Here is a 22,379-nt window from a genome sequence, read left to right on the forward strand (position 1 = left end):
CGGGCAGAAAATGCCGGGAGCGTGGTTAACGAGCCGTTAGGATGGACGAGGGCCTTGCCCTGATGTCATGACGCCCCAGCTAAGGCCGCAGTCGCCGCGTTGAGGATTCCCCATGACCGACCCCCGCCACGTCCATGATGCAGACTGCGACGGCAGCTGGCGGGAACGCGAAGCCCTGGCGCGCGCCGCCGGCACCCCCCTGCCCCGCCGCGGCGGCCAGCGGCCCGAAACGGACCTGCCGGGCGAGGACGAGGTGCGCGCCGCCGTCCGCACCCTGATCCGCTGGACCGGCGACGATCCGGACCGCGAGGGCCTGGCCGACACCCCCGACCGGGTGATGCGCAGCTATCGCGAGATGTACGCCGGCTATGACGTGGACCCGCGCGAATATCTCGAACGGACCTTCGAGGAAGTCGGCGGCTATGACGAACTGATCGTGCTCAGGGACATCCGTTTCGTCAGCGTATGCGAGCACCACATGCTGCCGGTGATCGGCCGCGCCCATGTCGCCTATCTGCCCACCGACCGGGTCGTCGGCATTTCCAAGCTGGCGCGGGTGGTGCGGGGCTACGCCCGCCGGCTGCAGATCCAGGAGAAGATGACGTCCGAGATCGCCAAGGCCATCCAGGAAGTGCTTCAGCCCCAGGGTGTCGGCGTGGTGATCGAGGCCGAGCACAGCTGTATGACCCTGCGCGGCGTCAACGCCCCCGGCACCAGTCTGATCACCAGCCATCTGACCGGCGTGCTGCGCGACGACGCGCGGACGCGGGAGGAATTCCTGAGGCTGGTGCGGGGCGGCTGAGGCCTCTGGTCTTCGGCCCCTCTATCGACCACTGTCGCCCGACATTCATCGAGGGACGGCCATGGGACTTTTCGATTTTCTGACAGGAAGCAAGGCGCCCCCCGCCGGCGTGAAGCGCCAGTCCGTGGCCAATCTTCGCAAGAGCCTGATGGCCGTGAACCGGGAGACGGCGCCGTTCGTCATCCGCGACGGCAAGAAGGAAGGGGTCGACATGGTCGCCGAATGGCGGATCGTCGACGCCAAATGGTACGAGATCTTCGCCAAGGCCGGCATCAAGAAGGTGTTCAAGGTCCTGATGAAGTTCGACGAGGCCAAGGGCGAGGTCCGGGCCGTCGATGAGCTGTGGGAAGTCGAATGGCGGGCCGGCGTGCCCACGCTGAGCGCCAGCGGCAGCGCCTCGCGTGGTCAGCAGTTCGAGAAGAGCTTCGAGACCGTCTACGCCTTCCGCGAGGACGGGTCGTTCGGCGAAGTCTACGACTACCGGTTCGACACCACCGAGATCAAAAAGCCGGTGAAGGCCGCCGTCCTCGAGGCCGGCTGGGGCTGGCGCGGGGTCGCCTTCGGCAAGCTGTAGCAGAGGGTCATCGCGGCCCGGTCCTTGCGGAAGTCGCCTCAAAGGAGGCCCTCGCAATGGCCTGGACGGCGATATCGACCCGAAATGAAACAACGCCCATCGTTCGGGGCGGGTGGCTGGACGCCCTGCGTTTCATTGTGGCCGGGCTGATCATCCTGCACCACTTCCAGGGCGCGGGCCCGGCGCCCCTCGCCGAGAGCCTGCATCCCGTGTTCGAACGGGGCGGCTTCCTGCTGACCAATTTCTTCCTGATCGACAGCGGCTATGTGCTGATGCGCGTCTACGGGGCCTCCGTCTCGGGAGGGCGGATGTCGGCCGGCGCCTTCTTCGCCAAACGCTTCCTGCGGGTCTGGCCCGCGCACATCATGATGGGCCTCAGCCTGATCGCCCTTGTCCTCGGCAGCGCCGCCCTGGGTCTGGCGCCGCGCGCGCCCGAGTGGTTCGACTGGGGCCAGTTGCCGGCTCAGATGGGGCTGGTGCAGGCTTTCGGCATTCCCGGCGGCTATGGCTGGAATGCGCCAAGCTGGTCGATCTCGGCCCTGATCGGCTGCTACCTGGCCTTCCCGTGGATCCTCAAGGGACTGGTGCGACTGGGACCGTGGAGCGTGCTGGCGCTGGGCGTCGGCCTTTATCTTCTGGCCAACCAGCTGACCTGGAGCCTGTTGGGCTATCCGGTCTATCAGATGCCCATGGGCTTCGGCTTCTTCCGGGCCCTGCCGCTGTTCTTCCTCGGCATGTCGCTGGCCTGGTTCGCCCAGAAGGTCTGGATCGCGCCGAAGCTGGCGCGCTGGGCCGGCGTCGCCGCCGCGCTCGGCCTCGCCGTCGCCCAGTATTTCGACAAGAACGCCCTGGTCTCCCTGGCTTGCATCTCGATCATCATCCTGGCGGCGGGCGCCGTTCCGACGCCGCGTCCCTCGAAATGGATCGAGAAGGCGGCGCAGGTCTCGTTCTCGATGTTCATCACCAATGAGGTCGTGCGCATCGCCTGGTTCGGCGTCGCCAATGTCGCCATCGTCCGGTTCGCCCTGCCCGTCTCCGCCCAGTGGGCGCTGTGGGCCTGCGGCGTGGCGGCGGCCTTCGCCTTCGCATGGCTGTTCCATGTCGCGATCGACACGCCCGTTCAGGACCGCATTCGCGCCTGGCTGAAGGGCCGGACGCGACGCGCGCCGGCCGGTCTTCAGCCGGTGGTCTCGCTGGAAGGCTGAACTCTCAGCCCTCGCTGTTGACGTGCAGGATGTTGCCGTCGGGGTCCTTGAACCAGGCGGCGCGGAAGTCACCGAAGCGATGGATGCCGTCGGCGAAGGTGGCGCCCTCCATGTCGTACCGTTCGAAGACGACGCCCTTGCCGCGCAGGCCGGCGACGATGGTCTCGATCTCGTCGCCGACCGCCCAGACCACGGCATTGGCCTTGTTGGTGCCTGCGAATTCGGACGTGTAGACGACCAGGCTGGTCGCCCCGGTGCGGAACACCAGCACGTCGTCGCCCGATCCGTCCCCCTCGGGCAGTCCGAGGGTGTCGGCGTAAAAGGTCCTGGCGCGCTTCAGGTCGCTGACGGCGACGATGGCGGATGAGTTGCGGTCCTTCAGCATGGCGGTCTCCCTGAAAGGTTCCGGGAGTCGAGCGTCCGGACCGGGCGCGGGTTCCCTTGGCCCGGGCGGGCCGGCGATCTAGAAAAGGACCGTGACCAGCTCAGCCGCCGACCCATCCGCCCTCCTCGCGGCCGCCGAAGCCGGGGACGGGCCTGCGGCTGCGCAACTGGCCGTGCTCACCGGGATAGGACTGGGCGTGCCGCCGGACTGGCGCCGGGCGATGGAACTGCTCGGCCGGGCGGCGGACCTGGGGTTCGAGCCCGCCAGGGAGCAGATCGCCCTGCTGGCCGGCCGCTCGGCGGACCGCGCGATCGACATCGCCGCCTGGCTGAATGCGCCGCGACCCCGGGTCCTGTCCGAGGGACCCGCGATCCTCGCCATCGACGGTTTCCTGTCTCCCGAGGTCTGCGACTGGATGATCGCCCGGGCCGAGGCCCTGGTCGAGCCGGCCCTCGTCTACGACCACGCCACGGGCTCGGGACGGCGCGAGAGCGTGCGCACCAATACGGCGGCGGTGTTCGATCTGGAGAAGATGAACGTGGTGCTGGCGCTGGTGCGGGAGCGGATCGCGCGGGCGGCGGGTCTGCCGGTTCCGGGACTCGAATGGACCCAGGTGCTGCACTACGAGGTGGGCCAGACGTTCGACTGGCATGTGGACTGGCTGGATCCGGCGACGCCCGGCTATGCGGCCGATCTGGCGGCGCGGGGGCAGAGGATCGCGACCTTGCTGGTCTTCCTCAATGACGATTTCGAGGGCGGGGAGACGGCGTTCGAGGCGGGCGGTCTGCGCCACCGGGGCCGCAAGGGCGACGCCCTGCTGTGGGCCAACACCCTGCCCGACGGCTCGATCGACCGGCGGACGCGCCACGCGGGCCTGCCGCCGACGCGGGGCGAGAAATGGGTGCTGTCGCAGTGGCTCAGGGGGCGGGCGCCGCGGGCCTGACAGACCCTAGATCGGCATCCGCATGATCTCCTGATAGGCCTGGATCACCTGATCGCGGACGGCCATGACGGTTTCCAGCGAGGCCTCGGCCGACGACACCGCCGTTACGACGTCGATCAGACTGCCCTGCCCCTGCACCGCCGACGCCATCTGGGTCTCGGCCGCGCGGGAGCTCCGGGTCATGTCGCCCATGACGCTGGTCAGCATGTCGGCGAAGCCGGACTGGCCGACGCCCGCGCCGCCCGCGACCGGCGACGCGCCGTCCTGGATCGCCGCATAGGCCTTGGCCGCCATCAAGGGGTTCATCGCTCAGGCCCTATTTCTTCAGCAGGTCGAGGGTGCGGCTGTCCATCGAACGCGCGGTCTCGATGATGTTGAGGTTGGCCTCGTAGGCGCGCTGCGCCTCGCGCATGTCCATGGCCTCTACCAGGGTGTCGACGTTGGGACGCAGGACATAGCCCTCGGCGTTGGCGGCCGGGTGGCCCGGATCGTATTCGCTGCGGAAGTCGCTCATGTCGGGCCGGACCTCGGCGAGGGTGACGCCGGTCGCGCCGTCGATCTCGCGCGCCTGGAAGACGGGGACCTGACGCCGGTAGGGCTGGCCGCCGGCCACCTGCGCCGTGGATTGCGCGTTGGCGATGTTCTCGGCGATGACCCGCATGCGCGACTGCTGGGCCTTCAGGGCGCTGGCGGCGACGGCCATGGCGCTGTTGCGCGGGGGGATGGGGTCAGGCATCGGTCAGCTCCTCATCGGCCGGGCGCGCGCGCGGCCATGCGCAGCATCTGCATGGACTTCTGGTAGAAGCCGATCGCGGCGTCATAGGCCATGCGGCTCTCGGCCATCTTGAGCATCTGCTCCTCGACCACGACGGAGTTGCCGTCGAGCGTGGTCTCCGAATCCGGCGCGGCCTGGCTTTCAAAGCGGGCGACCTGACCGGCGGGCGCGATATGCATGGCGCTGGTGCGGACCATGCGGACCCCGCCGCCGCCCTCGCGCATCGCCGCGGCGAAGTCCGTCGGCTGGTTCAGGTCGCGGCCGACGTAGCCGGGCGTGTCGGCGTTGGCGACGTTCTGGGCGATGACGCGCTGGCGTTCGTCCAGCCACGACAGTCGGCCCTTGATCTGGCTGAGCAGCGGCAGGTCGGTGAAACCCACGGGGGAGCCCCTTCGGGCGCGGATCGCCCATTCGAGATAGGCAGTAACTGCCGCCTGCATGGTTAACGGGAGGTTATCTCAACACGGCGTTAACCATGATCGCCGAAGGCTGGCGCATGGACTTCCTCGATCTGTTCCGGGCCATCTTCGCGCTCGCCATCACCCTCGGAATCATCGGCCTGGCCGCCTGGGGCGCGCGGCGGTATGCGCCGTCGCTGCTGGCCCGCCTCAGCGCCGAGCGGGGCGAGAAGCGGATGAAGGTCGTCGAGACCCTGATGCTGGACCCCGCGCGCCGCCTCGTGCTCGTCTCCATCGACGGCGAGGAGCGGGTGCTGATGCTGGGCGAGGGCCGCGAGCTGATCGAGCCACGCGGCGCCGATCCGGTTTCGGGGGCCGTCAAGTGACTCCCAGGGGCGTCTTCGTCATGCCCTCGCGCGCCGAGCTGAAGCGCGCGGCCATACTGTCGCTGATCACCACCCTCGCCTGCCTTCTGTGGCCGCTGGGCGCCCTGGCCCAGGACATCGCCGCCGCCGGCGGACCCGGCGCGGCCATCAACGTCGACCTGGGCACCGGCGCGGGCCTGACGCAACGCGTGGTCCAGCTGGTCGGTCTGATGACCGTCCTGTCGCTGGCGCCGTCGATCGTCATCATGACCACCAGCTTCGTGCGAATCGTCGTTGTGCTGTCCCTGTTGCGCACCGCCCTGGGCATGCAGCAGTCGCCGCCGAACGCGGTTCTGGTGTCCCTGGCCCTGTTCCTGAGCGCCATCGTGATGGCTCCCACATGGCAGGACGCCTATGATTCGGGCATCCGACCCCTGCTGGATCAGCAGATGGAGCTGCCCCAGGCCTTCGATGCGGCGTCGGAACCTGTGAAGACTTTCATGCTGGCCCAGGTGGACCGGGACGACCTGGCGCTGTTCGTCCGGCTGTCCCAATTGGAGGCCCCGACGGCGGCCGCCGACCTGCCCCTGAGAGTGGTCACTCCGGCCTTCATGATCAGCGAGCTGAAGAAGGCTTTCGAAATCGGATTTCTCCTTTTCGTTCCGTTCCTTGTGATCGATCTGGTGGTCGCCAGCGTGCTCATGTCCATGGGTATGATGATGCTGCCTCCGGTAGTGATTTCCCTCCCGTTCAAGCTGATCTTTTTCGTGCTCGTGGACGGGTGGAGACTGGTCGCCGGGAGCCTCGTCGAGAGCTTCCAGAGAGCGTCCGGTACCGGATAAATCCCCACCCCGTGGGGCTTACAGCGGCGAAGTCGCTTGCCAAGGGAAGAAAAAGCGGCGTCAATCCGTCCGTCATCGCCCCTGAATCGGGGCGAGCTTTCATCGGGAAACGACCCACATGACCACCCAAGCAGAACTCATCGCCTCCGTCGCCAAGGACGCCGGCGTCAGCCAGGCCGACGCCGGCCGCATGCTCGACGCCCTCGTCAAGAACATCCACAAGTCGCTGATCGGCGGCGGCGACGTGCGCATCTCCAACCTCGGCGTGTTTGACACCGCCGCCCGCGCCGCCCGTGAAGGCCGCAACCCGGCCACCGGCGCGACCATCAAGATCGCCGCCTCGAAGGCCGTGCGCTTCCGCGTTTCGAAGCCGCTCAAGGATGCGGTGAACAAGTAAGACCGAAAGGTCTCAGGCAGCCGGCCTCGCAGCTGGCGCCGGAGCTTGAGGACGGGCGGGGGCCGCGACACGGTTCCCGCCCGTTTTCGCTTTCAGCTCGGCCTTCATGGCCGTGACCCAGCCGGCGAAGGTGTCGGCCGAGGCGGTCAGGCCCGCGAAGTCGCCGGGCGCCACGCCGTCGTCGTCCAGGGCGATCGACAGCGCCGTCTTCGCCCGCGCGCCCGCGATGAACGGACGATAGTTCCGCGACAGCCGGTTCAAACCCGCAGCGTCGTGGCCCAGCGAATAGCCCACCCCGGCGCGAATCAGCCGCGCCTCTTCCTCTGCGGTCAGGGGCGCGGGATCGGCGAACCGCTGACCCAGACGGGCTTCGTACAGGGCGGCGGCCTGCACCCATTTCTGCTGTTTCCAGAAGATCTCGGCGCGAACCTCGCGCGCCTCGGGCGAGGCGTCGTCGCCCAGAATCTCCAGCGCATGGTCGTAACGGCCCAGCTGGGTCAGGGCGCGCGCTTCCAACGCCCGGCGCTCGGCGTTCAGCGGACCGGGCAGAAGGGTCGAGCGCGAGGCCCATATCGCCTGCAGCGCCGGCTCGGGTTGGCGATCCATCAGATAGACGGTGGCCAGATCGGTTGCGACCTGGGCCTTGGCCACGCCTTCCAGCCGGTTCTCAACCTGATATTTCAGCAGTTCCGCCGCCTGATCCAACAGATCGACGTCGACCAGCCGCCGGGCCAGCCGGCGCACCATCTCGTCGCCGTCGGCGCCGATCGGGGTCAGGTCGCGGAAATCGTAGAACAGGCCGAGCGCCTGAACGGGCTGCAGGCCGTCGGCGCCGCCCTCGAGGAACAGCATGCGGAAGGCGTCGCCCAGATCGGCCTGGATGTCGGCGGCGCCTTCCAGACGGTTCAGGCCCGGCCCCGCGCCCTTCAGAGCGGTCAGGGCTTCGCGGTACAGGCCTTGGGACAGATAGAGCTGGCCCAGCTGCCGGATGACGGCCAGTTCGGTGGCGTCGCCGCGCCAGCGCCAGCGCAGGGCCTCCAGTTCGTTGGCCGCGTCGCCGGGCTTCATCCTGCCCTTGGCCAGCGACAGGCGGACGACGCCCAGCTTGGCCGGCACCGAGACGGCGTCCAGCGGCGCCCGGCTGACGGCGGCGTAGACCGCGAGCGCGCGATCGGACTGGCCGTCCAGCTCCAACAGCTTGGCCTGCACCAGATGGGCGGTCAGCTGGTCGGCGGCGGGCGCGTCCTGGCTGAAACTGTAGGCCAGCAGGGCCCGGGCGGCGGGCAGATCGCCGGTCTCCAGCGCCGCCAGAGCATGGGCCGCGCCGAACCGGGCGCGCCAGATGGCGGGGAAGGAATCGGCCGCGACGGCGCCGGCGGCGAAGGCCTGCCGGGCGGCGGCCCAGTCGCCCTGGGTCGAGGCGATATAGCCGCGCCACATCGCCGAGGCGGGGTCGCCGGCCACGGCCGAGGCGGCGAAATCGCCCTCGGCCTCATCCATTCGGCCGATGGAGGCGCGGGCGGCGCCGCGCAGACCGCGCAGCTCGGGCTCGCCGGCCATGTTCGGGGCCTTGGCGACGATGCTGTTCAGCACGCCGACGGCTTCGTAGCCGAGGCCCGAGCCGACGAGGAAGCGGGCGAACGCAAAGCGCGCCTCGGCCGGGGCGCGGGGGTCGTCGCCGGCGGCCATCGCCTCCTGTGCGGCTGCGTCCTGAAGCTGGCGATAGCGGGCCGAGAAGCCCGCGTGGCCGACATCGGCCCATTCGGAAAGGATCAGGCCCGGGAATTTCGCCTTCTTCGGCGCCCCGCCCTCATCGGCGGCGGCGTCCAGCGCGGCCGATGGCGGCGACAGGATCAGGCCGGTGGGCCGGCTGAAGGTGACGCGGTCCGTCTCGGCCAGGATGCCGAGGTCCTCCGACGCAGCCTCGACAGCCAGTCCCTGGGCCGTCGGCAGCAGGGCCATATCCACCGTGCGGCGGCGGTCCGCAAAGCCCTTGCCAGGCGCCAGGGCCGTCACGGCGGCGAAACGGTCTCCGGCCAGGGGATCGGTCAGCCAGATCGCCTTCGTCGCCCCGGCCATGCGGGCGACCAGGACGGGCTCGCCCGTGTCGTCGCGCTCTACCGGCACGCCGGCGACGGCGACGGGCTGGCCGCCGATGACGACGGTCCAGTTGGTCCCCTGGGCGACGGCGGAGACCGCAAGCCCTTCGGGCGCGGCGATGCGGACGGCGACGTGGTCGGGTGCAGCGGTCCAGTGGGCGTCGGAGGCCGGCCCCAGCTGCCGGGCGCCGGACATGTCCAGCCGGGCGGGGGTGTCGAACACCACCCAGACCGCCCCCCCACGCCGGAAGACGGCGGCGCCTACCGGCTTGTCCCACTGGAAGGTCATGGAGACCTTGGCCGGGGTGGCCCGGGTGGTCACGGGCACGTTCGACGCCGCAACGATGGCCGGAGCCGGCGCGTCGGGGGCCGAGGCGAACAGGTTCACATAGACCGCGCCGTCGGCCGAACCGCTGCGGGCGTCGGCGCCCTCGGCCAGGGTGATGACCAGTTCGGTGGCGCCCTGGACGGCGCGCGTCTCGACCTTCTCCACCCCCCTGGGCGGATCGACCTTCAGACGCGAGACGTCGGGCGCGGCGGTCGAACCGATGCGGACGATGACGTCGCGGCCCTCGCGCCGGACCCGCGACCGCGCGCCGATGACGCCGGCGAATTCCAGGCGGGTGAACTCGGCGTTGGCGCCGATGCGGATCGAGACCGGGTCGAGGGCGGCGCCGGCCTCCTGGGCCAGCGGGGCCATGGGCGCGAACGCGACCGCGCCCGCTGCGGCGGCGGCCACGGTGGTTCTGAGAACGCGTTTGCTGATGGTTGCCCCGGACATACGCGCGCACCCTCGCGCGACCGGCCTTACAACGCGGTTAACGGTTGGTGACCATTCCGCCCTGTCCCGGCAAGGCGTCCCGCATCATCCGCAGCGCCACCCGCAGGCATTCCAGCCGCACGGGCCCGCGGCCCCGGTCGCCGAAATGATGCTCCTCATGCACCGTCGGCGCGCCTGTCGCGGCGAGCGCGAAATGCACCAGTCCCGGTTCGTCGTCCGGACCGGCCGGGCCCGCGAAACCGGTGACGGAGACCGCCACCCCCGCGCGGGAGTCTCTCAACGCACCTTCGGCCATCGCCCGGGCCACGGGCTCCGACACCGCGCCGTTCCGGTCGATCAGCCGGCGGGGGACGCCCAATTCCTCGACCTTGGCGTCATCCGTGTAGACGACATAGCCGCGCTCGAAGGCGTGGGACCGGCCCTCGACGTCGGTCAGCATCGAGGCGATCAGGCCGCCCGTGCAGCTTTCGGCCGTGGACAGGGTGACGCCGTGGTCGGAGGCGGATTTCAGCACCGCATCGACCAGCGCCTCGATGTCGGCGGGCACGGCGGATCCCAGGGTCTCGGTCATGGGCGAGGAACGGCGGGGGCCGCGCGGTGTTCCCCGCGACAACTGGCCCGGTTGCGGCGGCGCTCCGAGGGGCCGACATGCAGTCCGGCTTCCTGTCAGGACCGTCATCGTGACCGACCCCGAGTATCCGCGCCTCAGCACCCTTTCCACCGGCCTGCGCTGCCGGTGTCCGCGATGCGGGGAGGGCCCGCTGCTGAGGGGTTTCCTCACCATCCGCGAGGCCTGCCCCGTCTGCGGTCTGGACTACGGTTTCGCCGAACCCGCCGACGGACCGGCCTTCTTCGGCATGAGCCTGGTCGGCCTGCTCGGCATGGCCCTGTTCATGTGGTTCGAGTTCGGCGTCCATCCGCCGATCTGGGTGCACCTGGTCGTGACCATGCCGCTGCTGGTGCTGGGCTGTCTGGCCGTCCTGCGTCCGCTCAAGGGCTGGCTGGTGTCCGAGCAGTACATCCACAAGGCCGCCCCGCCCGAGTTCGAAAGCATCGGCGGCCACGGCGAAGGGTCGAAGTGGCGCTAGGCTCCGTTTGACATCAGAGGCGGCGGCGCGCCCTGTGCCGGCGCCTCAGGGAGGGGTCCGGCCATGACCATCGAACGGATACTGTCGTGGCTGCTCGTTCTCGCGCCCCTCGTCGTCCTCGGGATGAGCCTGCGCATGATCCTGACGCGCAAGCGAGACCAGACGCCGCCGCCGCAGCCCGGCCCCGCTGACGATCACTGACTAGAGCGACCGCGGCTCCAGGGTCGAGAAGACGGCGTGGGTGGCCCCGGCCGCCTGGGCCGCCAGCGCCCTGTCCGGGCGAAGGTTGACCAGCAGCAGCTGGCTGCAGATCTGACGCGCGCCCCCGACCAGTTCAGCGGCGCTGATCCAGTCGCGGGCCCCTTCGTGCGCCACCCCGGCGAAGTCGATGGCCAGGCAGTGGGCGTGAACCCCGTCGAGACGCCGCGCCGTATCGACGTCTGGCGCGATATGCAGCACGACTCCCCGCGTCTGGGTCTGGAAATGCGCCAGGGTCTCGTCGATGACGTGGACCGGCGTGTGCTCCAGGACGCCGAAGACCTCGATCAGCAGGCTGCCGGGCTCCGAACTGTGCTGGACCGCCGCGCACTGCAACGCATAGGGGCCGCGCCCGCCGGACAACGTCCGCCAGAAGGCCGGCACGATCGCCGTGTCCCCTGGTCCCAGCCGCAACAGGCGCATGCCGTGTTCGATGGTCAGGATGTCGATCTGCCGGAGGTCGTCGAGCTCCAGCGTCTTGCGTTCAAAGATCGAGCGCTCGCCGGTGCGCCGGATGGTGCGTTTCAGCCGCTGGCAGATCGGTGTCGAGGACGCCAGGTCGAACACCGGCTGCGACGCCAGGGTGACCGTCAGTTCACAGCGTGAACGGGTCGCGGTGGAGAAGGTGACGCTCTCATAGGGCGCGCCGAAGGCCCGTCGCTGCGGGTTGTGCCCGGCCTCGGCCTCCTCACGCAATTTCCCGTAGCCGCCTTCGCCTCGTCCCGCATGCATGTCCCGACAGCCCCCGATTGAACCTTCCATCCATGCTTCAATGAACGCTGATAGCTTAACCTGGGCCTTACTGGTCTAGTTAATTAATAGAATTAACGCAGTAATGATATGATAAAATCCCGGTTTTTGCTTCGATATCAGCGAGATATCGAGTCAGCGTTACTGTATCTGAATCGAACATTGGGTATGATTATGTTCAACTATTGGAGAGCATATCTCGTATACTGGCAGCCTATCAGGCCATCTACTTCCATTGTAGCCAAATAGAGAGTGAATTCATTTCCTTGAATCCGCAAAACAAGTTTGTTGGCACAGCGATTTCTGGAAATTTTCTTAGAAATGACGGCACAAACTACGCTGCGGGATAGAAAAATATACTCAAATCTACCTTAGCGTGCGCGGTTGCGGACCGACGCCCGAGACCCGGTAAACGGGGAAACCATTTCGTCACATCCGCAATTCTGTGGATGAACGAGGACGCATCCGGTCGGAAAAGCGACGACTGTGAGGAGGGTGGCGACCCCGGAGGGACTCGAACCCCCGACCTCTGCTTTAGGAAAGCCTTGCTCTATCCGGCTGAGCTACGGGGCCACGCAGCGCTGACCTAGCGTCTGGCGCGGCGTCGGGGAAGCGGCCTGATGCGTTTTCCGGCCGCTCACGGGCGCACACCCTGGACTCACGCCGGGAGAACCGCGTTTCGCCTTGTGATTAAGAGCCGTTAAGATACAATATCTTGTAGGGAACAAACCCCGAATCGGGCCGTGTCGGTGATTCGGTCCTGATTCGTTTCGCCCCTGTTCCGCCGACGGAACCTTGGCTGTTTACAACTCGTCCCGCCGTCACGGCGCCGCTTGAGGAACCGGACGGGACACGCCACCTTTTCAGCATCATGAGCAGTCACGGCGCCGGACAGGCCCCCTCGCGCGTCGTTGCGGTGCTGGGCCCCACGAATACCGGAAAGACCCATCTGGCGGTCGAAAGGATGCTGGGTCACGCCTCCGGCATGATCGGCCTGCCGCTGCGGCTGCTGGCGCGGGAGATCTACGACCGGATCGTCAAACGGCGCGGGGCGTCGGCGGTCGCGCTGGTGACCGGCGAGGAGAAGATCGTCCCGCCCCGCGCCCACTATTTCGTCTGCACCGTCGAGGCCATGCCGATGGAAAGGTCGGTGGAGTTCCTCGCCGTCGACGAGATCCAGCTGGTCGCCGACCCCGAGCGCGGCCACGTCTTCACACAGCGGCTGCTGCACGCCCGCGGCCGGTTCGAGACCATGTTCCTGGGGGCCGGGACGATGGCCCCGCTGATCCGGTCGCTGGTTCCCGACGTCGAGATCGTCTCGCGCGAGCGGCTGTCGACGCTGTCGTACGCCGGCTCGAAGAAGCTGACCCGCCTGCCCGCCCGCAGCGCCATCGTCGCCTTCAGCACCGAGCAGGTCTACGCCATCGCCGAACTGATCCGCCGCCAGCGCGGCGGGGCGGCGGTGGTCATGGGCAGCCTGTCTCCGCGCACCCGCAACGCCCAGGTCGAACTGTTCCAGTCGGGCGAGGTCGACTTCCTGGTCGCCACCGACGCCATCGGCATGGGGCTGAACATGGAGGTCGACCACGTCGCCTTTGCAGGCCTGCGCAAATTCGACGGCCGGCGCACCCGCTGGCTGCATGCCCATGAGATCGGCCAGATCGCCGGCCGCGCCGGCCGCCACCTGCGCGACGGCACCTTCGGGGTCACCGGCGAGTCGCTGGAGCTGGACCCCGACCTGGTCGAACAGGTGGTCGAGCACCGCTTCGACCCGGTCGAGGCGGCGGAATGGCGCAACGCCCGGCTGGATTTCGACACCCTGCCCGACCTGCTGCGCTCGCTGGTCGTGACGCCGGGCCGCGCGGGTCTCAGCCTGACCCAGCCGGCGCTGGACGAGACCCTGCTGCGCCGCCTGATCAAGGACGAGGAGGTGGCCCGCATCGGCCGCTCGCGCGGCGCCATCATGCGGCTGTGGGAGGCGTGCCAGCTGCCCGACTTCCAGAAGACGACGCTGGACGAGCACGGCCGACTGGCGAAGGACATCTTCCAGGCCCTGACCGGCAGGCGCGGCCGGCTGGTCGAGGACTGGATCGCGCCCCGCTTCGCCGAACTGGACCGCGACGACGGCCAGATCGACCAGCTCTCGGCCCGGCTCAGCGGCGTGCGCACCCTCAGCTATATCGCCAACCGGCCCGACTGGCTGGATCAGGCCCAGGGCTGGCGCGACCGCACCAGGGCGCTGGAGGAGCGGCTCAGCGACGTGCTGCATGAACGGCTGACCGCGCGATTCGTGGACCGCCGCACCACCGCCCTGATGCGGGCCCTGAATGTACGCGAGGACGCGGTCGCCGAGGTCGGCGACGCGGGCGCGGTGCTCGTCGAGGGCCATACGGTCGGACGGCTGACCGGCGTCGACTTCCAGATCGACAAGGGCTCGTCTGCGCTCGAGGACCGGGCCTTGCGGCATGCGGCGCGTCAAGCGGTGACGCCCGAGATCGCGCGCCGACTGGGCCGGCTGGCGGCGGACGCGGATGAGGCCTTCGGTGTCGCGCCCGACGGCGCGGTATTGTGGCGCGGCGTACAGGCCGGTCAGGTGGCGGGCGGCGACTGGTTCGCGCCGCGCGTCCGGCTGCTGGGCGAACTGGGTCCGGCGGCGGCGCGCGAGCGGGCGCAGCGGCGGCTGGAAGCCTGGCTGGCGGCCGAGGCGGGCCGGGCGCTCAAACCCTTGAAGCGGCTCAAGACGGCGATCGAAAGCGGCGCCCTGAAAGGCCTGCCGCGCGGCCTGGCCTTCCGCCTGCTGGAGGCCGGCGGGATCGTCGACCGGCGCGAGGTCGACCGTGATCTGGCCGCGCTGAGTCAGGTCGAACGCCGGACGCTGAGGACCTTCGGCGTACGGATGGGGGCCCATTCGGTCTGGCTGCCCGCCCTGTTGAAGGCGCGGCCGAGGGCGTTGGCGCAGGCGTTCACGGCCGGCCAGCCGTTCCGCCTGCGCAGCGACGGCCTGACCCCCCTCGCGGATCCCGTCCCGGCGCCGCGCCTCCTGTCCGCCTTCGGTCTGCGCGCGGTCGGCCGGTTCGCCGCGCCCGTCGAGCTGCTGGAGACGATGACCGAGCGGCGCGCCAGGGGGCGTGGTGCGCTCTCCGATGAAGATCTGGCCGAACTGGGCCTGACCGCCGCCGAGGCCGGTGCGCTGGCCGCCGCCCTGAAGACCACCCGCGCCCGCCAGCCCGACCGTCCGGGCCAGACGCCGAAGCCGGCGAAGGATTCTCCGTTCGCCGCCCTGTCGGTGCTGACCGCGCCGTCGCCGGCCCCGGCCGCCCGCGCCAAACGCCGCCGGCCGCGCCGCCCTCGCAACCCGTCGGCCGGAACCGCATGAGCGAGACGGGTTGCCGGGTCGATATCTGGCTGTGGCGCGCGCGGTTCGCCAAAACGCGGTCGCTGGCCGCGGCCATGGTCGAACGCGGCGTGGTCCGCCTGACCCACAACGGGATCCAGACCCGGCTCGACAAGCCCAGCCGTTCTGTCCACGTCGGCGATGCGATGGTTTTCGCCCTCGGCGGCCGACTGGTGGAGTTGACCATAGCCAGGCTCGGAGAGCGGCGGGGTCCGGCCGACGAAGCCCGCACCCTCTACACCCTGCCCGGTACGGAGACGTGACGCGGGCCGGAGGGGCGAAGGATCGCGGCGCGACATCGGCCGGCTGCGGCAAGCCCTTAGTTGACAGCGTTCACCGGCGGGGTCATGTGCGCTGCCCGTTCCTCCCGCCAGCCGATAGCGCCCAGACCGCCCCATGACCTACATCGTCACCGACGCCTGCGTGAAATGTAAGTTCATGGACTGCGTCGAGGTCTGCCCGGTCGACTGCTTCTACGAGGGCGAGAATTTCCTCGTCATCGCCCCGGACGAATGCATCGACTGCGGCGTGTGCGAGCCGGAATGCCCCGTGGACGCCATCGTCCCCGACACCGAGGACGAGCCGGACGGCAAATGGCTGATGGTCAACGCCGAATACGCCAAGGTCTGGCCCAACATCACGGTCAAGGGCACGCCTCCGGCCGACGCCGAACAGTTCGAACGCGAGACCGGCAAGTTCGAGAAATACTTCTCCGAAAAGCCCGGCAAGGGTTCCTGATCCGCATTTCCTGCGCGCGCAAACGCCGCAGTCGTGATGTTCTGCCGGCGGGAGGGCTCTCGCCATGCGCTATCTGGACGCTGACCTCGGTGCGGCCGGCCGGCTGATGCTGGCGGCGGGACTGATCGGCTTCGGCCTGACCGGTCTGCATTTCCATCACGCCATGGACGGGCTGCAGCCGTTTGCGCTGAACCCCGTGGGCGTCTGGCTGAACAGCGCCGTCCTGGTGCTGGGCGGGATCGGACTGGCGTGGACCCGCGTCGCCTCGAAGGCGGCGCTGGCGCTGTGGGCGCTTCTGACACTGCTGCTGTTCGTGCATGCGCCGGGGCTGGCCGCCGAACCCGCCAATCCGGTGCGCTGGGTCTCGGCGGTGGAGGTGCTGGGCCTGCTGGCCGCCTGCATGCTGATCGCCGCGCCCGGCCGGGCGGATTTCCGGCTGGCGACCCGGGTTGCGATCGGGTTGATGCTGGTCGTGTTCGGCGTCGTCCACTGGCTGTTTGTCGGGGCCATCGCCGGGATGATCCCGGACTGGATGCCGGGCCGTTCGGTCTGGCCGCTGTTCACCGGGGGCGCAAACATCGCCGCGGGACTGGCCATCGCCTCGGGCGTTCTGGCGCGACCGGCCTCGGCCCTCGTCGGGGCGATGTTCGCCTCGTGGATATTGCTCGTGCACGCGCCGCGCATACTGGCGGCGCCGGGAGAGCGCAGCGAATGGGTCGCATGCGCGCTGGCCTTCGCCCTCACCGGGGTCGTGTGGACGGTGAACGGGGCCCTGCACCGATCCGGTGGGGATTTACAGTCACAGCCACGCTAGCGCTGTGGACGTTTTGAATTTCTGCAATTTTGTGATAGGTTCCTGTCATTGGGTCGGGCGGTAAGCGATTTTCTCGCGCCGCCCGCGTTTGCGACAGAACTCCGCCCACGAAGGCGGGGTCGGCCAGAGGTTCGGTGATCCGTTTTCGCTCCTGACGACTGATATAGCTGCGCCGCCGACGGTTCGCCGTCGCCGAAGAGCGTAGCTGTCACTTGCGTAACCGTCTCATCCGCCCTGCGCCGGGAAAGGAATGACATGACGAACAAGACTGGTCTGGAATTCAAGGTTGGCGACGCGGTCGTCTATCCGGCGCACGGCGTCGGCAAGGTGGCGGCGGTCGAGACCCAGGAAGTCGCGGGCATGTCGCTGGAGGTCTATGTCGTGACCTTCGACCACGAGAAGATGACCCTGCGCGTCCCGACCAGGAAGGCCAAGACCGCCGGCCTGCGTTCGTTGGCCGCCGACGATGTGGTGACCAAGGCGCTGACGACCCTCAAGGGCCGCGCCCGCGTCAAGCGCACCATGTGGTCGCGCCGCGCCCAGGAATACGAAGCCAAGATCAACTCGGGCGACCTGATCTCGATCGCCGAGGTGGTCCGCGACCTGCACCGCGCCGACAGCCAGCCGGAACAGTCCTATTCGGAGCGTCAGCTCTATGAATCGGCCCTGGACCGCATGGCCCGCGAAGTCGCCGCCGCCAACCGCATCGACAAGGATGCGGCCGTCCAGCTGCTGGCCAAGTCGCTGAGCGCCAAGAAGGCCGTCATCGCCGCTGCCGAAGCCGCGGAAGAGGCCGAGGCCGAAGCGGCCTGATTTCGACGCGCATCGCCGAAACGAAAGGCCCGGGAGCAATCCCGGGCCTTTTTGAATTCACTGCCGCTGGCCTGTCCCGGAGACGTTTTCGAGATAGGCGACCACATCAGCGATCTGGCGGGGCTCGAACTGGAAGGCGGGCATGGCCGGGTGAGCGGTGACCAGCCCCTCGGCGAAGGCTTCCTGCAGATCCTGTACAGGATACTGCACGCCCATATCGCGGAAAGGCGGCGCCGCGGCCATCGGACTGTCCCCCGACCGTTCGACCGCGTGACAACCGGCGCAGTTCTGTCGCACGAGGATCGCGCCCCGGTCCGCCGATCCCATGATCATGGGCTCCGGTTCGGTCTGGCGGGCGGTCTCGCCGGCGCAGCCCGCGAGCGCCAGCGCACCCAGCAAGATCCAGGGTCGACCCGTCATCTCTCGATCCTCCCGTCATCGCCGCCACAACGGCCGGTTTTCCTCTAGCATGCGGAAGCCGCGCCCGGCTTGATCCATAGCAATTCGGATGGCGCGATCTCTCGCTATCCTGCGGATATCGACATCCGGTTCCAGCGAGAGCGCCTATGACCCAGTTCCACCATGTGCGTCTTGAACTCGCGCGCGAGCCCGGTCATCCGGCGGGCGACCCCACGGAAGGCTATGACATCGTCGCGCCTCTGGACGCCGACGGTCGGCTGGACGGGGAGGCCCTGCGCGCCGAGCCGGAGCGCGGGCATGTAAGGCGTTTTTCCGACGACCAGACGGTCGAGACCGGTCGCTTGCAGCACGGCCCCGGCGGCCGATGGACTCTCGATCTGGAAGGGGGCAACGCCGCCGACGCCCGCGGTTTCCGCTTCAGCGAGGAGCGGTTTGTCGCCGGGGAATACGTCAGCCTCACCCTGCCGTCGGGCGAACAGCACACCTATGTCGTGGCCCGCGTGGCCCCGGTCTAGAAATACTCGGCGTTCGCCGGGCATTGCGCCGCCAGACGGCGGGCCGTGATGCTGGCCGGGATGTAGGGCGTGCCCCTGGCCAGCTGGGCGCCGCCGCGGAACCGGAAGCTCTCCTGCTGATACGTCCCGCTCAGGCGGACGTTGACCCGCCGACCCTTGCGATCCTCGCAAGTGCCCTCGAAATGGGCGTTGCCGGCCCCGACCTGGCGGACCGGATAGGTGCAGCGCCAGCGGCGCGTCGACAGGCCGCCGAAGAAGCGGTTGATCTCGCTGGGGCGGACGCATTTGGTCTCGGTGTCGCCCTGGCCCAGCGCGCGGGTGGTGTATTCCCAATAGCCCGGCAGCACGGGCTGGGACTCCAGTTGAACCGGCGCGGCCGGACCAGCCATCGGGGCGCCGGCCATCAGCAGGGCGCCGATCAGGACGGGGGCGGTGCGGAGCAGGACGGACATCTTCATCGAATGGACCTCGGCGGCGGAGCTTCGCCGCATGGATAGAAGCGATATATGGCGGGAATTGAACGGCGGCTGAACGCGCTGAAGACCGCTACAAGCCTTGACGCGGCGCGGTGACTTCCACTATACGGCCCCCTCTCGCGCGGGGACCCGATCCCTGCGCGCCTTTGTTTCATGCGTCCGCACCGTTCGTGGGCCGCTCCGTCAAGGATAGTCAGATGTCGCGTCGCTGCGAACTCACCGGTATCGGCCCCATGGTCGGCCACAGCGTGAGCCACTCGAACGTCAAGACCAAGCGCCGCTTCCTGCCGTCGCTGAAGACGGTCAAGGTCGCCTCGGAAGCGCTGGGCCAGTCGTTCAGCCTGCGCATCTCGAACGCCGCCCTGCGCACCCTGGACTTCAAGGGCGGGCTGGACCCGTTCATCGTCAAGGCCAAGGACGAGCAACTCTCGACCGCCGCCCAGCGCATCAAGCGCCAGGTGAAGGCCAAGCTGGCCGAGCAAGCCGCCGCCTGATCGGCCGGCGCGCTGAAGATTTGAAGAGGCCGGTGGAAACACCGGCCTTTTTCTTTGGCCGCGAGATGGCAAACTGCCGCCATGACCCGCGACGAGATGTACGCCTACGCCCTGTCCCTGCCCGAGGTTGAGGAGTCGACGGTGCACGGGACCCGCTGCGTGCGCCTGAGGGGCAAGCTGCTGATCAACGACACCCGTCTGCCCGAGGCCGTCTCCCTGTCGCTCGACCATGGAGACATCGACCTTCTGATGGAGACCGAGCCGCAGACCTATTTCAAGACGCCGCATTTCGACGGCTGGCCGGCCGTGCTGGTGCGCTACGAGGCGGCCGACGACGACCGTCTGCGCGAGCAGATCGACAAGGCCTGGGCCCGGCGGGCGACGAAGGGCCAGCGCAAGGCGCGGGGGCTGTAGACTTGCACCGCCGCCGCGCCTGTCACAGGCTGGGCCCAGTCCTCGGGGAGTTGTTCGTGTCCTTCACCGCCTGCCGCGCCGCATTGACCGGCGCTTCCCTGCTGGCCCTCGCCGCCTGCACGACGGACCCCGCGGTGACGATTGTTCCGCTGTCGACCGAACCCGTCGCCATCGTCGCCCCGACGCGGGAATCGACGGCCTTCACCCTCGGCACCGACCAGCCGCGCACGCCCGAACAGCTGGCCATGACTTTCGACAAGGCCGACCTGTCGATCAGGGTCATCCCCGACGACAGGGCCATCGACGCCGTCGCCGTACTGGACTTCACCGCCATCGCGCCGCTGGGCGCCGTCGTGGTCGAGCTGGACACCCTGCTGGCCGTGTCATCGGTGCAGGTCGACGGGCGGGACGTTCCGGCCGGCGAATGGACCAATCCCGAAGGCCGGATGACCATTCCCCTGCCCCGCCCCCTGGCCGCCGGCGAAAAGGTCTCGGTGCGGATCGCCTACGCCGGCAAGCCCCGCGTGGCCCCGCAAGCCCCTTGGGACGGCGGCTTCGTCTGGGCCAATACGGCGGACGGAACGCCATGGATCGCCACCGCCGTCCAGCCTGAGGGCTGCGACATCTTCTGGCCCTGTATCGACAGCCCGCTGGCCGAGCCCGGGCGTGTGGATCTGCACATCACCGTGCCCTCGAACCTGTCGGCGCCTTCGAACGGCCGTTTCCTCGGCACGGTCGATCACGGCGACGGCTGGACGACCTGGAACTGGAGCGCGGCCCATCCCAACACCTACGCCATCGCCCTGAACATCGGGCCGTACGACGAGGTCAAGGCCGACTACCACAGCCGGTTCGGCAATGTGATTCCCCTGTCCTACTGGCATCTGCGCAGCGACGATCCGGCCAGGGTCCAGGCGCTGTTCGCCCAGTTCGCGCCGATGATGGACTTCTACGAGGCGACCGTCGGCCCCTACCCCTTCGGCGACGAGAAGATGGGCGTCGTCGAGACGCCCCACCTCGGCATGGAGCACCAGACGATCAACGCTTACGGCAACGAGTACAAGCTCGACGGCCGCGGCTTCGACTGGCTGCTGCACCACGAACTGAGCCACGAATGGTTCGGCAACCAGCTGACCAACCGCAACGCCGACGACATGTGGCTGCACGAGGGGTTCGGCAGTTATATGCAGCCGCTCTACGACCGCTGGCTGAACGGCGACCGCTTCATGCAGGCCAGCCTGCTGGAACAGCGCCGCGACCTGAAGAACAAATTCCCCGTCGTCTCCGGCGTGGAGAAGTCCGAGGACGAGGTCTACAAGGGCGACGTCGGACCCGGTCTCGACATCTACAACAAGGGTTCGCTGATCGCCCATTCGCTCAGGATGCTGATCGGCGACGAGGCCTTCTTCCGCTCGGTGACGCGCATCGTCTATGGCGCGGCCGAGCCCCGTCCGGGCCAGTTCCGCCCGCGCTACGGCACGACCGACGAACTGCTGGCCATCGTCAATGAGGAGACGGGCCGCGACCTGACCTGGTTCTTCCGCGGCTATCTGTACAACGCAGCCCTGCCGGACCTGAAACAGACCCGCGAAGGCGACGATCTGGTGCTGGAATGGGTCACGGGCGACGGCGGCGTCTTCCCCATGCCGGTCGAGATCGAGATCGACGGCCGCCTTCAGACGGTGGCCATGACGGACGGCCACGGCCGCATCGCCGCGCCCGCGACCGCCCACGTCCTGATCGACCCGGCCAACAAGGTTCTGCGCCGCCTGGACTTCATCGAGGCCTGGCAGGCCGCGGGTTCGCCGGACTAGACCGCTTCAGCCGTCACCGACTGCCGGACCAGCTGGCAGGATCCCTGGGTGGTCAGGAAGGCGATGTCGGCGGCGTCCCGCCCGCAGGCGATGCGCACCAGCCCCTCGACCGGGGCCAGCCCCGTCGGATCGACCAGCCACCAGCCGTTCGACAGCCAGACCTCGAAGATGGCGTGGAAGTCCGGCGGGTTCAGCTGATGGGCGAAGGCGCTGACCGCCCGCGCCGGGATGCCCGAGGCCCGGCACAGGGTGATGCCCATATGGGTGAAGTCGCGGCACACCCCGGCCCGGTCGATGAAGGTCCGCGCCGCCGTCGTCTCGCTGTCAGAGGCGCCCGGCTCATAGTCGATCTCGGCCTTGATCCATTCGAGGATCTTCAGCACCCGGTCGCCCCCGACCGTGCCGCCGAAGGTGCGCTCGGCGAACCGTCCGAACTGGTCCGACGGACAGTAGCGGCTGGGGTTGAGATAGGTCAGCACCTCGGCCGGCAGGTCGTTCCAGTCGTGCTGGACCGTCACCGGCGGCAGGCCCTTGAGCACGCCGTTATCGACCACCGCCTGATAGGTCAGCGCCACCTCGCCCGACAGATGGGCGCGCAGGGTGCGGGCTCCGAACTCCTCGTCCTCGTCCTGGATGAAGTCGATCGCGGGGGCGGTGGTCAGGCTTTCCTCGAGCACCGTCTGGCCCGGCCAGTGGGCGACCTGAATTTTGTAGATGGCGTCCGTCGGCGGATCGAAGCGGTAGACCAGGTCGGCGCGGACGCGGATTTTCATGGAGACCCTGAGGGTTGTCGGGACGGGAACCGGGAGGCCGCCGGCCCCTCGA

28 protein-coding genes and 1 tRNA gene are annotated in these 22,379 nt (G+C 68.6%); 18 read left to right on the forward strand and 11 right to left on the reverse strand.

All coding sequences use genetic code 11. The annotated features are described in order from the left end of the window. The first annotated feature begins 112 nt into the window (after nt 1-112). The 3 genes from folE to BrevBR_RS11390 all read left to right on the forward strand — a co-directional run bounded on the left by folE (nt 113) and on the right by BrevBR_RS11390 (nt 2,581). Entirely contained in the window at nt 113-802 is a 690-nt protein-coding gene (folE, locus tag BrevBR_RS11380) for a GTP cyclohydrolase I FolE (RefSeq protein ID WP_332638583.1), read from the forward strand. A gap of 61 nt (nt 803-863) precedes the next feature. Beyond that, nucleotides 864-1,376, forward strand: coding sequence for a hypothetical protein (locus BrevBR_RS11385; RefSeq protein WP_340001014.1), 513 nt, complete (start codon nt 864-866; stop codon nt 1,374-1,376). A gap of 56 nt (nt 1,377-1,432) precedes the next feature. Continuing rightward, nucleotides 1,433-2,581 (forward strand): acyltransferase family protein, encoded by a 1,149-nt coding sequence (locus BrevBR_RS11390; protein WP_340001015.1) that lies wholly within the window; start codon nt 1,433-1,435, stop codon nt 2,579-2,581. A 4-nt stretch (nt 2,582-2,585) separates the two neighbouring features. On the opposite strand, the gene BrevBR_RS11395 is transcribed toward BrevBR_RS11390, so the two are convergent. After that, a complete protein-coding gene (locus BrevBR_RS11395) occupies nt 2,586-2,966 on the reverse strand; it encodes a VOC family protein (protein ID WP_332638586.1) in 381 nt (126 codons plus the stop codon). Nucleotides 2,967-3,057: 91 nt separating this feature from the next. Between BrevBR_RS11395 and BrevBR_RS11400 the strand changes: the two genes are divergently transcribed. Continuing rightward, the gene (locus tag BrevBR_RS11400; RefSeq protein ID WP_340001017.1) at nt 3,058-3,909 is read left to right on the forward strand and encodes a 2OG-Fe(II) oxygenase; all 852 of its coding nucleotides are present in this window, start codon (nt 3,058-3,060) and stop codon (nt 3,907-3,909) included. Nucleotides 3,910-3,915: 6 nt separating this feature from the next. On the opposite strand, the gene BrevBR_RS11405 is transcribed toward BrevBR_RS11400, so the two are convergent. From BrevBR_RS11405 to flgB, 3 genes are read right to left on the reverse strand one after another with little or no spacing between them, the layout of a single operon-like run. Continuing rightward, nucleotides 3,916-4,215, reverse strand: a complete 300-nt coding sequence (locus tag BrevBR_RS11405; protein ID WP_340001018.1) for a flagellar hook-basal body complex protein FliE — start codon at nt 4,213-4,215, stop codon at nt 3,916-3,918. Nucleotides 4,216-4,225: 10 nt separating this feature from the next. Beyond that, nucleotides 4,226-4,645, reverse strand: a complete 420-nt coding sequence (gene flgC, locus BrevBR_RS11410) for a flagellar basal body rod protein FlgC (protein ID WP_332638590.1) — start codon at nt 4,643-4,645, stop codon at nt 4,226-4,228. 11 nt (nt 4,646-4,656) lie between these two features. Beyond that, nucleotides 4,657-5,064: a flagellar basal body rod protein FlgB gene (gene flgB, locus BrevBR_RS11415; protein ID WP_340001019.1), complete on the reverse strand. Its 408-nt coding sequence runs from the start codon at nt 5,062-5,064 to the stop codon at nt 4,657-4,659. Nucleotides 5,065-5,180: 116 nt separating this feature from the next. Between flgB and BrevBR_RS11420 the strand changes: the two genes are divergently transcribed. The 3 genes from BrevBR_RS11420 (at nt 5,181) to BrevBR_RS11430 (ending at nt 6,686) form a co-directional block, all read left to right on the forward strand. Further along, the gene (locus BrevBR_RS11420; protein ID WP_340001196.1) at nt 5,181-5,468 is read left to right on the forward strand and encodes a FliO/MopB family protein; all 288 of its coding nucleotides are present in this window, start codon (nt 5,181-5,183) and stop codon (nt 5,466-5,468) included. Nucleotides 5,469-5,488: 20 nt separating this feature from the next. Next, a complete protein-coding gene (gene fliP, locus BrevBR_RS11425; RefSeq protein ID WP_332638723.1) occupies nt 5,489-6,289 on the forward strand; it encodes a flagellar type III secretion system pore protein FliP in 801 nt (266 codons plus the stop codon). 118 nt (nt 6,290-6,407) lie between these two features. Beyond that, nucleotides 6,408-6,686: an HU family DNA-binding protein gene (locus BrevBR_RS11430; protein WP_284223625.1), complete on the forward strand. Its 279-nt coding sequence runs from the start codon at nt 6,408-6,410 to the stop codon at nt 6,684-6,686. Between the two features lie 12 nt (nt 6,687-6,698). On the opposite strand, the gene BrevBR_RS11435 is transcribed toward BrevBR_RS11430, so the two are convergent. Together BrevBR_RS11435 and BrevBR_RS11440 are read right to left on the reverse strand one after the other, a co-directional pair. Further along, on the reverse strand, nt 6,699-9,566 hold the full coding sequence (locus BrevBR_RS11435; RefSeq protein ID WP_340001020.1) for a tetratricopeptide repeat protein: 2,868 nt from the start codon (nt 9,564-9,566) through the stop codon (nt 6,699-6,701). Between the two features lie 37 nt (nt 9,567-9,603). Further along, complete coding sequence (locus BrevBR_RS11440) at nt 9,604-10,137, reverse strand: CinA family protein (protein WP_340001021.1); 534 nt, start codon at nt 10,135-10,137, stop codon at nt 9,604-9,606. A gap of 109 nt (nt 10,138-10,246) precedes the next feature. Between BrevBR_RS11440 and BrevBR_RS11445 the strand changes: the two genes are divergently transcribed. Together BrevBR_RS11445 and BrevBR_RS11450 are read left to right on the forward strand one after the other, a co-directional pair. Further along, nucleotides 10,247-10,654 (forward strand): DUF983 domain-containing protein, encoded by a 408-nt coding sequence (locus BrevBR_RS11445; protein WP_332638594.1) that lies wholly within the window; start codon nt 10,247-10,249, stop codon nt 10,652-10,654. A gap of 63 nt (nt 10,655-10,717) precedes the next feature. Then, nucleotides 10,718-10,855, forward strand: a complete 138-nt coding sequence (locus BrevBR_RS11450) for a hypothetical protein (RefSeq protein ID WP_332638595.1) — start codon at nt 10,718-10,720, stop codon at nt 10,853-10,855. Here the strand turns inward: BrevBR_RS11450 and BrevBR_RS11455 are convergent, their stop codons facing one another. Together BrevBR_RS11455 and BrevBR_RS11460 are read right to left on the reverse strand one after the other, a co-directional pair. Beyond that, nucleotides 10,856-11,644, reverse strand: a complete 789-nt coding sequence (locus BrevBR_RS11455; protein WP_332638597.1) for a hypothetical protein — start codon at nt 11,642-11,644, stop codon at nt 10,856-10,858. Nucleotides 11,645-12,158: 514 nt separating this feature from the next. Then, nucleotides 12,159-12,235, reverse strand: a tRNA-Arg gene (locus BrevBR_RS11460). 298 nt (nt 12,236-12,533) lie between these two features. On the opposite strand from BrevBR_RS11460, the gene BrevBR_RS11465 reads away from it, so the two are divergent. The 5 genes from BrevBR_RS11465 (at nt 12,534) to BrevBR_RS11485 (ending at nt 17,421) form a co-directional block, all read left to right on the forward strand. Beyond that, complete coding sequence (locus tag BrevBR_RS11465; protein WP_340001022.1) at nt 12,534-15,038, forward strand: helicase-related protein; 2,505 nt, start codon at nt 12,534-12,536, stop codon at nt 15,036-15,038. Continuing rightward, nucleotides 15,035-15,319, forward strand: a complete 285-nt coding sequence (locus BrevBR_RS11470) for an RNA-binding S4 domain-containing protein (protein WP_340001023.1) — start codon at nt 15,035-15,037, stop codon at nt 15,317-15,319. The genes BrevBR_RS11465 and BrevBR_RS11470 overlap by 4 nt, the downstream gene beginning before the upstream one ends. Before the next feature lie 133 nt (nt 15,320-15,452). Beyond that, the gene (fdxA, locus tag BrevBR_RS11475; RefSeq protein WP_332638601.1) at nt 15,453-15,794 is read left to right on the forward strand and encodes a ferredoxin FdxA; all 342 of its coding nucleotides are present in this window, start codon (nt 15,453-15,455) and stop codon (nt 15,792-15,794) included. Between the two features lie 64 nt (nt 15,795-15,858). Next, nucleotides 15,859-16,608, forward strand: coding sequence for a DoxX family protein (locus tag BrevBR_RS11480; protein ID WP_332638602.1), 750 nt, complete (start codon nt 15,859-15,861; stop codon nt 16,606-16,608). A 255-nt stretch (nt 16,609-16,863) separates the two neighbouring features. Continuing rightward, nucleotides 16,864-17,421, forward strand: a complete 558-nt coding sequence (locus BrevBR_RS11485; protein WP_332638603.1) for a CarD family transcriptional regulator — start codon at nt 16,864-16,866, stop codon at nt 17,419-17,421. A gap of 57 nt (nt 17,422-17,478) precedes the next feature. Here the strand turns inward: BrevBR_RS11485 and BrevBR_RS11490 are convergent, their stop codons facing one another. Continuing rightward, nucleotides 17,479-17,841, reverse strand: coding sequence for a c-type cytochrome (locus BrevBR_RS11490; RefSeq protein ID WP_340001024.1), 363 nt, complete (start codon nt 17,839-17,841; stop codon nt 17,479-17,481). A gap of 146 nt (nt 17,842-17,987) precedes the next feature. Between BrevBR_RS11490 and BrevBR_RS11495 the strand changes: the two genes are divergently transcribed. After that, entirely contained in the window at nt 17,988-18,356 is a 369-nt protein-coding gene (locus tag BrevBR_RS11495; protein ID WP_332638605.1) for a hypothetical protein, read from the forward strand. Here BrevBR_RS11495 and BrevBR_RS11500 read toward each other — a convergent pair. Next, nucleotides 18,353-18,847 (reverse strand): DUF3617 domain-containing protein, encoded by a 495-nt coding sequence (locus BrevBR_RS11500; RefSeq protein ID WP_340001025.1) that lies wholly within the window; start codon nt 18,845-18,847, stop codon nt 18,353-18,355. The genes BrevBR_RS11495 and BrevBR_RS11500 overlap by 4 nt on opposite strands. 182 nt (nt 18,848-19,029) lie before the next feature. Here BrevBR_RS11500 and rpmB point away from each other — a divergent pair, with 182 nt between their 5' ends. From rpmB to BrevBR_RS11515, 3 genes are all read left to right on the forward strand, one after another. Continuing rightward, nucleotides 19,030-19,326: a 50S ribosomal protein L28 gene (rpmB, locus tag BrevBR_RS11505; protein ID WP_055830828.1), complete on the forward strand. Its 297-nt coding sequence runs from the start codon at nt 19,030-19,032 to the stop codon at nt 19,324-19,326. A gap of 81 nt (nt 19,327-19,407) precedes the next feature. Further along, nucleotides 19,408-19,740: an MmcQ/YjbR family DNA-binding protein gene (locus BrevBR_RS11510; protein ID WP_340001027.1), complete on the forward strand. Its 333-nt coding sequence runs from the start codon at nt 19,408-19,410 to the stop codon at nt 19,738-19,740. Between the two features lie 56 nt (nt 19,741-19,796). Beyond that, nucleotides 19,797-21,554, forward strand: coding sequence for a M1 family metallopeptidase (locus tag BrevBR_RS11515; protein ID WP_340001028.1), 1,758 nt, complete (start codon nt 19,797-19,799; stop codon nt 21,552-21,554). Here the strand turns inward: BrevBR_RS11515 and BrevBR_RS11520 are convergent. Continuing rightward, on the reverse strand, nt 21,551-22,327 hold the full coding sequence (locus BrevBR_RS11520; protein WP_332638609.1) for a transglutaminase-like domain-containing protein: 777 nt from the start codon (nt 22,325-22,327) through the stop codon (nt 21,551-21,553). The two genes, BrevBR_RS11515 and BrevBR_RS11520, sit on opposite strands and share 4 nt — an antisense overlap. Nucleotides 22,328-22,379: the final 52 nt, after the last annotated feature.

The sequence above is a fragment of the Brevundimonas sp. BR2-1 genome, from assembly GCF_037626195.1.
Classification (GTDB): Bacteria; Pseudomonadota; Alphaproteobacteria; order Caulobacterales; family Caulobacteraceae; genus Brevundimonas.

What these genes read in the sequence shown, in the direction of transcription:
- folE (WP_332638583.1), top strand. Translation starts at nt 113, where the DNA reads ATGACCGACCCCCGCCACGTCCATGATGCAGACTGCGACGGCAGCTGG.
- BrevBR_RS11385 (WP_340001014.1), top strand. Translation starts at nt 864, where the DNA reads ATGGGACTTTTCGATTTTCTGACAGGAAGCAAGGCGCCCCCCGCCGGC.
- BrevBR_RS11390 (WP_340001015.1), top strand. Translation starts at nt 1,433, where the DNA reads ATGGCCTGGACGGCGATATCGACCCGAAATGAAACAACGCCCATCGTT.
- BrevBR_RS11395 (WP_332638586.1), bottom strand. Translation starts at nt 2,966, where the DNA reads ATGCTGAAGGACCGCAACTCATCCGCCATCGTCGCCGTCAGCGACCTG.
- BrevBR_RS11405 (WP_340001018.1), bottom strand. Translation starts at nt 4,215, where the DNA reads ATGAACCCCTTGATGGCGGCCAAGGCCTATGCGGCGATCCAGGACGGC.
- flgC (WP_332638590.1), bottom strand. Translation starts at nt 4,645, where the DNA reads ATGCCTGACCCCATCCCCCCGCGCAACAGCGCCATGGCCGTCGCCGCC.
- BrevBR_RS11420 (WP_340001196.1), top strand. Translation starts at nt 5,181, where the DNA reads ATGGACTTCCTCGATCTGTTCCGGGCCATCTTCGCGCTCGCCATCACC.
- fliP (WP_332638723.1), top strand. Translation starts at nt 5,489, where the DNA reads ATGCCCTCGCGCGCCGAGCTGAAGCGCGCGGCCATACTGTCGCTGATC.
- BrevBR_RS11430 (WP_284223625.1), top strand. Translation starts at nt 6,408, where the DNA reads ATGACCACCCAAGCAGAACTCATCGCCTCCGTCGCCAAGGACGCCGGC.
- BrevBR_RS11435 (WP_340001020.1), bottom strand. Translation starts at nt 9,566, where the DNA reads ATGTCCGGGGCAACCATCAGCAAACGCGTTCTCAGAACCACCGTGGCC.
- BrevBR_RS11440 (WP_340001021.1), bottom strand. Translation starts at nt 10,137, where the DNA reads ATGACCGAGACCCTGGGATCCGCCGTGCCCGCCGACATCGAGGCGCTG.
- BrevBR_RS11450 (WP_332638595.1), top strand. Translation starts at nt 10,718, where the DNA reads ATGACCATCGAACGGATACTGTCGTGGCTGCTCGTTCTCGCGCCCCTC.
- BrevBR_RS11455 (WP_332638597.1), bottom strand. Translation starts at nt 11,644, where the DNA reads ATGCATGCGGGACGAGGCGAAGGCGGCTACGGGAAATTGCGTGAGGAG.
- BrevBR_RS11465 (WP_340001022.1), top strand. Translation starts at nt 12,534, where the DNA reads ATGAGCAGTCACGGCGCCGGACAGGCCCCCTCGCGCGTCGTTGCGGTG.
- BrevBR_RS11470 (WP_340001023.1), top strand. Translation starts at nt 15,035, where the DNA reads ATGAGCGAGACGGGTTGCCGGGTCGATATCTGGCTGTGGCGCGCGCGG.
- fdxA (WP_332638601.1), top strand. Translation starts at nt 15,453, where the DNA reads ATGACCTACATCGTCACCGACGCCTGCGTGAAATGTAAGTTCATGGAC.
- BrevBR_RS11480 (WP_332638602.1), top strand. Translation starts at nt 15,859, where the DNA reads ATGCGCTATCTGGACGCTGACCTCGGTGCGGCCGGCCGGCTGATGCTG.
- BrevBR_RS11485 (WP_332638603.1), top strand. Translation starts at nt 16,864, where the DNA reads ATGACGAACAAGACTGGTCTGGAATTCAAGGTTGGCGACGCGGTCGTC.
- BrevBR_RS11490 (WP_340001024.1), bottom strand. Translation starts at nt 17,841, where the DNA reads ATGACGGGTCGACCCTGGATCTTGCTGGGTGCGCTGGCGCTCGCGGGC.
- BrevBR_RS11495 (WP_332638605.1), top strand. Translation starts at nt 17,988, where the DNA reads ATGACCCAGTTCCACCATGTGCGTCTTGAACTCGCGCGCGAGCCCGGT.
- BrevBR_RS11500 (WP_340001025.1), bottom strand. Translation starts at nt 18,847, where the DNA reads ATGCGGCGAAGCTCCGCCGCCGAGGTCCATTCGATGAAGATGTCCGTC.
- rpmB (WP_055830828.1), top strand. Translation starts at nt 19,030, where the DNA reads ATGTCGCGTCGCTGCGAACTCACCGGTATCGGCCCCATGGTCGGCCAC.
- BrevBR_RS11510 (WP_340001027.1), top strand. Translation starts at nt 19,408, where the DNA reads ATGACCCGCGACGAGATGTACGCCTACGCCCTGTCCCTGCCCGAGGTT.
- BrevBR_RS11520 (WP_332638609.1), bottom strand. Translation starts at nt 22,327, where the DNA reads ATGAAAATCCGCGTCCGCGCCGACCTGGTCTACCGCTTCGATCCGCCG.